General features: G+C 60.2%; 10 protein-coding genes. 7 read left to right on the forward strand and 3 right to left on the reverse strand.

The genetic code is table 11. The features are described 5' to 3' along the window. From ACIREA_RS18385 to ACIREA_RS18395, 3 genes are all read left to right on the forward strand, one after another. Positions 1-1,971, forward strand: a 1,971-nt coding sequence (locus ACIREA_RS18385; RefSeq protein WP_397383791.1) for a VWA domain-containing protein, incomplete at its 5' end; no start/stop codon positions are given. A gap of 11 nt (positions 1,972-1,982) precedes the next feature. Further along, positions 1,983-4,277, forward strand: a complete 2,295-nt coding sequence (locus ACIREA_RS18390; protein WP_397383792.1) for a VWA domain-containing protein — start codon at positions 1,983-1,985, stop codon at positions 4,275-4,277. Between the two features lie 2 nt (positions 4,278-4,279). Further along, on the forward strand, positions 4,280-4,561 hold the full coding sequence (locus ACIREA_RS18395; RefSeq protein WP_397383793.1) for a DUF167 domain-containing protein: 282 nt from the start codon (positions 4,280-4,282) through the stop codon (positions 4,559-4,561). 20 nt (positions 4,562-4,581) lie between these two features. Here the strand turns inward: ACIREA_RS18395 and ACIREA_RS18400 are convergent, their stop codons facing one another. Together ACIREA_RS18400 and ACIREA_RS18405 are read right to left on the reverse strand one after the other, a co-directional pair. Beyond that, a complete protein-coding gene (locus ACIREA_RS18400; protein WP_397383794.1) occupies positions 4,582-5,115 on the reverse strand; it encodes a hypothetical protein in 534 nt (177 codons plus the stop codon). 18 nt (positions 5,116-5,133) lie between these two features. After that, positions 5,134-5,727: a hypothetical protein gene (locus ACIREA_RS18405; RefSeq protein ID WP_397383795.1), complete on the reverse strand. Its 594-nt coding sequence runs from the start codon at positions 5,725-5,727 to the stop codon at positions 5,134-5,136. 240 nt (positions 5,728-5,967) lie between these two features. On the opposite strand from ACIREA_RS18405, the gene ACIREA_RS18410 reads away from it, so the two are divergent. Beyond that, positions 5,968-6,828 (forward strand): hypothetical protein, encoded by an 861-nt coding sequence (locus ACIREA_RS18410; RefSeq protein WP_397383796.1) that lies wholly within the window; start codon positions 5,968-5,970, stop codon positions 6,826-6,828. Between the two features lie 69 nt (positions 6,829-6,897). Here the strand turns inward: ACIREA_RS18410 and ACIREA_RS18415 are convergent, their stop codons facing one another. Next, entirely contained in the window at positions 6,898-8,100 is a 1,203-nt protein-coding gene (locus tag ACIREA_RS18415) for a Tm-1-like ATP-binding domain-containing protein (protein ID WP_397383797.1), read from the reverse strand. A gap of 142 nt (positions 8,101-8,242) precedes the next feature. Between ACIREA_RS18415 and ACIREA_RS18420 the strand changes: the two genes are divergently transcribed. The 3 genes from ACIREA_RS18420 to ACIREA_RS18430 all read left to right on the forward strand — a co-directional run. After that, positions 8,243-8,461, forward strand: a complete 219-nt coding sequence (locus ACIREA_RS18420) for a hypothetical protein (RefSeq protein ID WP_397383798.1) — start codon at positions 8,243-8,245, stop codon at positions 8,459-8,461. Next, on the forward strand, positions 8,458-8,775 hold the full coding sequence (locus ACIREA_RS18425; RefSeq protein ID WP_397383799.1) for a type II toxin-antitoxin system RelE/ParE family toxin: 318 nt from the start codon (positions 8,458-8,460) through the stop codon (positions 8,773-8,775). The genes ACIREA_RS18420 and ACIREA_RS18425 overlap by 4 nt, the downstream gene beginning before the upstream one ends. 71 nt (positions 8,776-8,846) lie before the next feature. Continuing rightward, the coding region (locus ACIREA_RS18430) for an AIR synthase related protein (protein WP_397383800.1) at positions 8,847-9,764 on the forward strand (918 nt) is incomplete at its 3' end.

Raw genomic sequence — 9,764 nt, forward strand, 5'->3', positions numbered from 1 at the left:
ATCGCCATTCCCATCGTGCTCGCGCTCTGTCTCGCACGCCCGGTGCTCACCGCGCTGCGCTCTCTCGGCCTCGGCAGTTCCTCGCTCATCGTCATGCTGGACGATTCCTTCTCCATGCGCGCCCCCGCCGCACAGACCACGCTGCCCGGCGGCACCGTCATGCAGCAGGCGCGTCAGGACATGCAGACCATGATCACCGATCTGCCGGACGGCTCCAGCGCGCAGGTCCTTCTCTCCGGTGGCACGCCGCGCAAGCTGCTGGATCAGGCCACCACGGACCGCACCCTCATTCCCAAGCAGCTCAGCGAGGTGCCCTCCATGTCCGGCCCGTTGTCTGCGAACGATGCCTTCCAGGCTGCCACCTCGGCCTTGAAGGATTCCCCCAATGCCACGCGCGAAGTCGTCATCGTCTCCGACTTCCAGGAGGCCGACTGGAAAGCCATCGCCGACGGTGCCGCACTGCCCGCGCTCGAAACGATCTCCAAGCAGGAGCCCAAGCCGCAGATCACCTTCTACCGCGTGGGCAGTGATCTCGCTGAAAACATCAGCATCGCCAGCGCCGACATCTCCGCGCTCGTCGCCGCTGAGTCCCAGCCCATCGGCCTACGGGTGCGCATCAAAAACCACGGCAAACGCCCCTGGCAGGACATCCCCGTGCATCTCGAAGCTGACGGCGCACGCCTGCGCACCGCGCGTGTTTCGCTCGCCCCCGAAGGCGAGGCTGTCCTCTCCTTCACGCATGCCTTCGACAAAGTCGGCGACCATTCCCTCTCCGTCCGCCTCGAAGGCGACAGCTTCGCCGACGACAACGCCTTTCACTCCATCGTGCAGGTTCGCAATCAGCTCAACGTCCTGCTCATTGATGGCAGCCCCGGCAAAGAACCGCTCAGCGGCGCCACCGACTTCCTGGAGATCGCCCTCACACCGCACACCGTCGCGGCCGCCACACTGAAGGATCTCATCCGCACCAAGAAAATCGATCTGCGTAAACTACGCAATGAGGACCTCCGTCAGCAGGAAGTCATCATCATGGCCGATGTGGAGCGCCTGCAAGGCAACACGCAGAATGAGATCGACAAATTCGTCAAAGAAGGCGGCGGCCTGCTCGTCTTCGCCGGGCCTGACTGCGATCTGGATTGGTACAACCGCGAGTTCTACCGCAAAGGCGAAGGGATGTATCCTGCCGCCATCAAGGGCCAGGCCCGCGCCGATTCCGATTCCCTGCCAGCGCGCATCCTCATGCAGCGCTTCACGCATCCCTCTGCGCTGTATTTCAATGATGCCCGTGCCGGACGTCTGCAGGACGCCGAGTTCCGCCACTGGTTGGAATTCACGCCGCAGGGAGATCAAACTCAGCGCATCTTCAATCTCGACCGCAACGTGCCGCTGATGATCGAGAAGAAATATGGACGTGGCCGCGTCATCGCCTCCGCCACCACGGCCAATGCGGAGTGGAGCAATCTGCCGCTGCAGCCCTTCTTCGTGCCGCTCATGCAGCGCCTCACCACCTACCTCGCCACCGTAGGCAGCGCTCCTGCTTGGCAACTCGTCGGTTCGACGATCCGCCTGCCGCTCGAAAAAGCCGAGCTCGGTGCCGAATTCACCCTGCGTGATCCCACAGGCCAGACACAGACGCTCAAGTCTGCCAAAGAAGGTGACGCCGTCTTCGTCCAAAGCCCCTCCATCACCCAGCCCGGCATCTTCCAGCTTCAAAAGGTCGGTACCGAAAAGACCACACTTCTCGCATTCAATATCGACGGCACCGAGTCCGATCTCAAAGCCCTGCCTCCCGCCGACATCCAAAAAATCGCCACTCGTTACGACGCCGCCTTTGCCGACACCCTGCCCGCCTATCAGGCGCTCGACCGCACCCGCCGCCACGGCAGCGAACTCTGGCAGCCGCTGCTCATCCTCCTGCTGGGTCTTCTCTTTGCCGAAGTTCTCCTGCAACAGCACATCGCCAAAGGCTAGCCGATTTAAGCATGACACCCCAGACTGAAACCTCCCTGCGCTTCACCGGTGGCTATTCGCCGCTCCCGGTGGTCGTGCTCGCGTTCGGTCTCGCGGCCCTGATGTGGTTTCTCTACCGCCGTGAATTGAAGTACGTCGGCAGTCGCGCCGCACAGGTGCCCGCCGTTCTGCGTTCGCTGGCGGTCTTCATTCTGGTGCTCGCCCTCGCAGGTCCGATCCTCCGCCACGTCACCACCTTGCGCCAGCTTGGCCGCGTCGTCGTGGTGGTGGACAGCTCCGCCAGCATGCAGCTCACGGACGAAGCCGCCGGTGCTGCCGCAGGCACTTCCAAGGCACGCTTTCTGCGAGCCGAGGACCTCCTGCTCAAAGGCACGATGCCGTTGCTGAAAAAACTCGCCGAGACCCAGGATGTGGAGCTCGTGGCTCTGCGCGGCATGAACACGCAACGCTTGTGGTGGTACCGCCAGAGCGGCAAGGACACCTCTGGTGAAATGCCTGCTACGTTTGAACTGCCGGCCACCTCACCCATCACCAATCTGGATCAAACGCTGCGCTCCGCGCTCGGCCCCGCAACCGCAGGCACCGCGCTCGTTGTGCTCTCTGATGGCCAGCACAACTCCACCGGCTCTCCCGAAGAATTCAGCACCGCACTCAAGGCCAGCGGCACCGCCATCTTCACCATCGGCTTTGGCACCGAAATTCCTCCGGCAGATCTCGCCCTGCTGGCAGTCTCGGCTCCCGAATCCGTCTTCTCCAAGGAAAACTTCCAGGGCCGTCTCACCGTTAATGACAGCATGCCAGCCGGTGTTCCCGCGAATGTGCGCATCGAAAGCCAGGGCAAGGTGCTGTGGAAAAAGGACTTCACCACCGATGGCAAAGGCGAAAAGGGTTTCGATTTCATCTTCCCCGTCACCGAACTGCCACCACCCGCCCCCGGTCAGCGCGATAAGACACTACGCAGCGTGAACATCCTCATCTCCGCCAGCGGCGACCGCGCCGCGCTGGAAAAGACGCGCTCCAACAACGCCCGCGAGCTCTCCATTCACCTGCTGGAAAAGAAACGCAAAGTGCTCATCCTCGATGGCCGTCCGCGCTGGGAGTCACGCTACATCCACAACCACTTCGACCGCGATGAGCGCTGGCAGGCCACCAGCATCTTCGATGACATGGCTGACAACGCCGCCAATGGCAGCCTGCAAAAAGACTTCCCCAAAACTCGCGACGAACTCCTGAGCTATGACCTCATCATTCTCGGTGAAGTCATACCAAGCCGCCTCAAGCCGGAAAGCCTCGACTGGATTCTTGAGTTCGTCGAAAAACGCGGCGGCGGCTTGATCATGATCGATGGCCAGCGCGGCAAACTGCACGAATGGAGCCAGGGTAAAACCGCCCCGCTCATCCCAGTCAAGTTTGGCCCATCCAATACCAAGCATCAGCCCACCAGCCTCGAACTCACCACCGATGGCCAGCGCTTCGATGCCCTGCGCCTCAGCGACAGCCCCAGCGCCAACACCGCGCTGTGGCCCACACTTTCCAAAGTGAACTGGCACGCGAACGTCGAGCCCCTGCCCGCCGCCATCACGCTCGCCAAAGCGCAGCAACCCACCATCGTCTTTCGTCAGGTCGGCGCCGGTGCCGTGCTTTACCTCGGCACAGATGAACTCTGGCGCTGGCGCTTTCAGGTCGCGGACTTGTATCATCAGCGTCTGTGGATGCAGCTAGGTGCATGGATCGCCGCCCCGCCATTCCAGATCGATCAAAAGAAACTCTCCGTCGGCACCGACCGCCTGCGTTACTCGCCGGGTGAAGCCTCTGAAATCCGCGTGCGTGTGCGCAATGACAAGGGAGACATCGTCACCGATGCGCAACCCCGCGCCTACCTCATTCACGACGGCGCTGATGTCGCCACGCTGCAGCTCGAAGCAGATCCCACTCACATCGGCGTCTATCGTGCGCTCACCCCGCCGCTCAAGGCCGGCACCTATGAGATCGCCGTGGCAGAAAGCCCCAGCGCGCCGCGCAGTGAAGCACGCCTCTCCCTCCACGTCTCCGATACCGGCAATCCAGAGTGGGCCACGCTCACCATGAACCGCACGCTGCTCGAAACCATGGCCACCAACAGCGGCGGCCGTTTCCTGCGTGAAGAACAAGCCGCCACCGATCTCCCCAGCCTGCTGCAAAGCATCGACCGCAAGCAGGTCATCACCCAGGAGACCAATCTCTGGTCCAGCTGGTGGTGGTTCGGTGCCGCCATCCTGCTGCTCACTGTCGAGTGGCTCATGCGCAAACGCCTCAAACTCGTCTGATCATGGCCGCTTCCACCGATCGCGCCCAGCTCGCCGTCCGCGTCACACCGAACGCGAAGAAATCCGAATTCGCCGGCTGGACCGCCGATGAAAAAGGCCGCCCCGTGCTGCTGGTGAAACTGCACGCCCCGCCCGTGGATGGCAAAGCCAACACCGAGCTCATCCGATTCCTCGCCGAAGCCCTCGACTGCCCCAAAGGCCAGATCACCTTGATACGCGGCACATCAAGCCGACAGAAGACCGTGGAGATGCCTGCAGCGGTGCTTGAGCGGTTGTCGAAGTAAATGCTGAGCTTGGGCGCAGACTATCGATCTTCAGAAGCCGTTCGTACAAGATATTCTCCAGCGCCTGCAAATCCGGGAGGATGTTCCGCTTTTAATAGTCGGTTGAGTTCTCTGAGATCTGCTTTGCTCGCGACACTTCCACCGACCGGAATATATGGAAACAGAATATAATCATCGCTGTAACCGATCAAACGAACATCCTTGAAACGTGCGTCATTCCGAAGCTGGAACTGCATGCGTTTAATGTAACGAGACGTTAGCCACATATCGCTCTGCTGAAGAATGACAAGACTCGCTACAAGTCCCATCCATGCCACAAGCAATGCCACGGCAACGCTGAGAATCCGTCCTCGCAATCCCGCCAATGGCAAATGCACAAACCGAAGGCAGCCTAAAAACACGAGAAGCAGTGGGATGCCGTAAGCAAATGCAGCCCATAGATGGACACTGACAGCTCCCATGAAATCGGGTCGGCAGCGCACCACACGCGCCAGCAACAGGACGGCCACGATTTGACCTCCGACCAAGACCAGCAGTCTCAGCGCTGATTTCATACGGTCTGAATGTAAAGGCTAGCCCCGCGCCCGCTCCAGCAGATTCATCATGAGGAAGGACAGCAGCAAAGCCAGTTGTTCACCTTCATCCGCCGGGCCTTCCTGTGTCAATCCAAAGCGGCCTTCGAAAAGCGCGGGCTGCTTGGTCAGGCGCAGCGTGGGAGCACCCGCTTCGCCACGGGTGGCGATGTAGCTCGGATGCAGCATGTAGCCGGCGAATATTCCCACGATGGGAATCTCGCCAACCAAGCCATCCAGCATTTTCGTCCACGGATTCGCTTCCTGAATCGCAAATGTCGGCGTCTGCGCTCCTGGAGCAAAGACATCGTAGTGCGCTCTCCACAGCGACTTCATTCCGCGCCGGCCAATGGCTCCGAGCACCTGACCTGTGGGAGATTTGAAAGTGTAGCGCGCCGACCAGTCGATGATGCGGTCCGCCTCAATCGTCGCCAGTTGCGTCCTCATCGTGTCATCCGCGAACACCTCCACCTTCTCTTTGAAGCGAAACAGCTTCTGCTTCACATAGCAAACCGTGCCGCCATGGGCATCCGTCACGTAGATCTGAGGAGAGAAGGCCAGAAGCTTGAAGTGAAAAGTCAGCGGGTAGTGCATCTGAGAGCCAAGGTGGCGACTGTGGAGTGACTGACAAGCGCAGAGCCATTCTTTTGCTGATAACCACGAGTTTCGATCCTGTTAGTCTTGGGTTCACTAAACCATTTAGCACCATTTCATTTACAAAATTCACACAAAACACTTTTGGTAAATTTCTTTACATTCTTGGCCTGTAGTGGCTAGACAAAATGGAAACCTCGGCACGGGCATTGAGGCGGCCACACTCACACACCCAAACTCATGACAAACACATTCCGTTCCCTGCTCCTCCTCGCTGCCACTGCGGTGATGGCTTCCACGGCTCAGGCCGCTCCCATCACCTACAACTTCACCGGCACCTATGCCGGCGGTGACACCTACTTCGGCACCACCGTGACTGGCACCATCACCCTGGATTTGACTGCCGCTCCCAGTTCCTCAGATGACTCGCAAGCCGAGTGGCGCAATGTGCCCGGCATCAAAATCACCGCCACTACCACCAACTTCACGGGGGGAACCGGAAAAATCGCAGGTGCCTTGGTTGATGACACCGTCGTGCAACAAGTTAGCGCATCTCCATTGCCACCGGGATTCGGCGGTCCGACGCATTTATCATGGAATTGGTTCGGGTTCAGCCAGCTTGATGGCAGTGATGCACAGGGCATTTCAATCGACGGGAATGGTCTACCTTACAGCCAGTTGGACACACTCAGTCATCTGATCAATCCAGTAGCTCCCCCACTTTCTTTCACGGGCATTACTATCTACGATTCAACTCATCAAGCTTCATTTGAACTCGGTGCCTTCACACCGGTCGCTACCAACATCCTCATCGATGGCAAGGACACCGGCATCAAAGACATCACCTACCAGGGCCAGTCCGTGTCCGCAATCCTCGCCGGCTACGCCGCCAGCGCCAAGAACCACGGCGACTATGTCAGCAGCGTGGAAAAGCTGATGGAAAAACTCCTCAAAGCCAAGCTGCTGACCAAAGCGCAGGCTGAAACCCTCAAGAAAGCCGCAGAGAAATCGAGCATCGGCCAGAAGCCCAAGAAGGAGAAAGAAGACAAAGAGGACAAGGGCAAAAGCGACAAGGACGACGATGACAACAACGACGACTAAAAACTCACCTCGCTGAACTCAATCACCGAAGCCGCACCTCTGCACGCAGGGTGCGGCTTTTTCGCGACCTCACTTCAGACTTCCCAGCAGCGCCTGCGCACACGCCGCCGCAAACTCCGGCGCGTTGATCTCGCAATCCATCTCGATGAGCGGAATGCCGGGGCGCAGGTGCTGACGGATCGCGTCAAACAACGCCGCATCGGCCGCGGCATCATAGAACGGCTTGCCTACAGCGCTGATGATGCTGATGGCCTGCAGCGGCAGCAGCACGGTCACCGGCCCGCTGTAAGCGTTCACCTTCTCCGCCAGAATGCGGCCCAGTTCCGCGCATTCGGCGGCGTTGGTGCGCATGAGTGTGACCTGCGGGTTGTGGATGTAGAAGGTGCGCCCTTCAAACTTCGCCGGGACACTCGCACGCTCGCCGAAGTTCACCATGTCGAGACAGCCCGGTGTGACGATAGCCGGAACGCCCACTTTGCCCGCCGCATCCAGCCGGGTGGGGCCCGCACCAAGAATGCCACCCACGAGTTCATCCGCCCATTCGGTGGTGGTGATGTCGAGCACACCGGCAAACATGCCGCTTTCGATCAGCGACTCCATGATCTTGCCGCCCGTGCCGGTGGCATGGAAAACGAGCACTTCATACCCAGCGTCTTCGAGCACCTGCTTCGCCCGGTTCACACACTCAGTCGTGTTGCCAAACATCGAGGCGGCGATCAGCGGCTTGTCCTCGCCCTCGGGCACCGTCGTTTCCACCATCCCGCAGATCGCCCCGGCCGCACGAGCCAGCAGCACGCGGGAAATGCGGTTGATGCCGCTGACATCCACAATGCTCGGAAACATCACGATGTCCTTCGTGCCGACATACGGTGCCACATTTCCAGCCGCCAACGTGGATACCATTACCTTCGGAAAACCTACCGGCAGTGCCCGCATCGCCGCCGTGCCGATGGCCGTGCCACCGCCGCCGCCGAGCGAGATCACGCCCTGCACCTTGCCGCTGGCTACCAGTGCCGACAAAAACGCCGCCGCCGCGCCAGCCATGGCTGTCACGGCCTCGCCACGGTCCTGGCGCTCCATGATGCCTGCAAGGTCCACCTTCCCCGCTGCCGCGACCTGCTCGCGGGTGACATCCGGCTTTACCTGCGGCACATCCCCGCTGCCGGTGTCGATCAGCATCGTCTGGTGCCCGCGTGCGCGGATGATTTCCGCCACGTAGGCGTGTTCGTGACCTTTGGTGTCGAGCGTGCCGAGAACTGCGATGGTAGCCATGGTGACAGCATAAAAGCGGGCGCAGGAAGAACAGCAACCGTTTCACACCACCTCCTATCCGCACTGCACCCGGCTTGACGGGCCAGCCTCGGGCCATTATCCTCCAGCCATGATCGCCGAACGCCTGCCACAGCTAGCAGCCATGTCTCGAGACCAAAAGTGGCTCGTTTTTCGGGAGCTTGAGGAAGAACTGGCGGCTGACGATTCGACCGAGACTCCGGCAGGAAAGGCAGCTGTGATAGAGATTCTTGAGCAGCGCTGGCAAAACTACCTGTCTGATCCTGGCTCAGCCACGACGTGGAGCAAGGTGCAGGAACGCATGCATGCCTACCGTGCGCACAAGCGCGCGGAGGAGGCATGAGCCATGAAGTGGTTGTCCTCGCCGGTGCTGACGATGACATGCTGCGAAAATTTGTCGAACTCGACGCCTTTTCAGAAGAACTCGCCGATTCCTTCGCCGCTGACACTCAGGAAGCGCTCAATCTGATTGGCCAGAATCCGTTCATTGGCTCAGGCCATTCTCATCCTCCTTTTCGGAAGTGGCTGTTGCTGGATTGGGATATGGCGGTCTTTTACCGCCCGTTAGGCGGCCGATGCTTTGTGCATGCCGTTCTCAGCCTGCGTCAAGATCCCAAAACGGTGCAGGCCCTTCTCAGGACAAGGGGCCAGCCTTGACCCCACAATCCATTTTCCAGCCTCCGCCATTGAACACGGCGGATTCCTCGCCAAGTCAGGGGGTCCCACCCATGTCCCAAGCCGTTTTCCGCACCATCCCCCTCCGCGAACTCAACGCCGACCAGCTCCTCGACCTCTCGAAGCGCATGAAGCTCTCGCTCTCACGCGCCGACATGCTGGCCGTGCAGAAGATTTACAACGACGAAGGCCGCGAGCCCACGGACGTCGAGATGGAAGTCATCGCCCAGACCTGGAGCGAGCACTGCAAACACCGCATTTTTGGCGCGAAGATCCAGCACACGCTCGATGGCAAGGAAGAAGTCGTGGACGGCCTGTTCAAGACCTACATCCGCGCCGTGACGGAGGAGATCTGCAAGAACAAGCCCGACTTCGTGCTCGGCGCGTTTGAAGACAACGCAGGCTTCGTGCGCCTGGACGCCGACAAGGCCGTGTGCCTCAAGGTGGAAACGCACAATCACCCCAGCGCCATCGAACCTTATGCAGGTGCGAATACCGGCCTCGGCGGCGTGATCCGCGACATCCTCGGTGCCGGCAAAGGTGCCAAGCCAGTTGCCTCCATTGACGTGTTCTGCTTTGGCCCGCCCAACATCGAGCAGGAAGACATCAAGGCCAAGGACGTCATCCACCCCCTCGGCGTCATGCGTGGCGTCGTGCGCGGCGTGCGCGACTACGGCAACCGCATGGGCATCCCCACCGTCAATGGCGCGATCCAGTTTGACGACACCTTCATTTACAATCCTCTCGTCTTCTGCGGCACCGCCGGTATCATCCCGATCAAGGACATCGCCAAGGAAGTGAAGCCCGGCCACCTCCTCGTCGCCGCTGGCGGCCGCACCGGCAAGGACGGCCTCAAAGGCGCAACCTTCTCCTCCGCATCGCTCACCACCGGCTCCCACGAGGAAGACCAGACCGCCGTGCAGATCGGCAATCCCATCGAAGAAAAGAAGGCCGCTGATTTCGTGCTCGCC

It is taken from the genome of Prosthecobacter sp. (assembly GCF_044373815.1).
In the GTDB taxonomy this organism is placed as follows: Bacteria; Verrucomicrobiota; Verrucomicrobiia; order Verrucomicrobiales; family Verrucomicrobiaceae; genus Prosthecobacter.

Coding starts and splice junctions, on each gene's coding strand:
- ACIREA_RS18390 (WP_397383792.1), top strand. CDS start 1,983: ATGACACCCCAGACTGAAACCTCCCTGCGCTTCACCGGTGGCTATTCG.
- ACIREA_RS18395 (WP_397383793.1), top strand. CDS start 4,280: ATGGCCGCTTCCACCGATCGCGCCCAGCTCGCCGTCCGCGTCACACCG.
- ACIREA_RS18400 (WP_397383794.1), bottom strand. CDS start 5,115: ATGAAATCAGCGCTGAGACTGCTGGTCTTGGTCGGAGGTCAAATCGTG.
- ACIREA_RS18405 (WP_397383795.1), bottom strand. CDS start 5,727: ATGCACTACCCGCTGACTTTTCACTTCAAGCTTCTGGCCTTCTCTCCT.
- ACIREA_RS18410 (WP_397383796.1), top strand. CDS start 5,968: ATGACAAACACATTCCGTTCCCTGCTCCTCCTCGCTGCCACTGCGGTG.
- ACIREA_RS18415 (WP_397383797.1), bottom strand. CDS start 8,100: ATGGCTACCATCGCAGTTCTCGGCACGCTCGACACCAAAGGTCACGAA.
- ACIREA_RS18420 (WP_397383798.1), top strand. CDS start 8,243: ATGTCTCGAGACCAAAAGTGGCTCGTTTTTCGGGAGCTTGAGGAAGAA.
- ACIREA_RS18425 (WP_397383799.1), top strand. CDS start 8,458: ATGAGCCATGAAGTGGTTGTCCTCGCCGGTGCTGACGATGACATGCTG.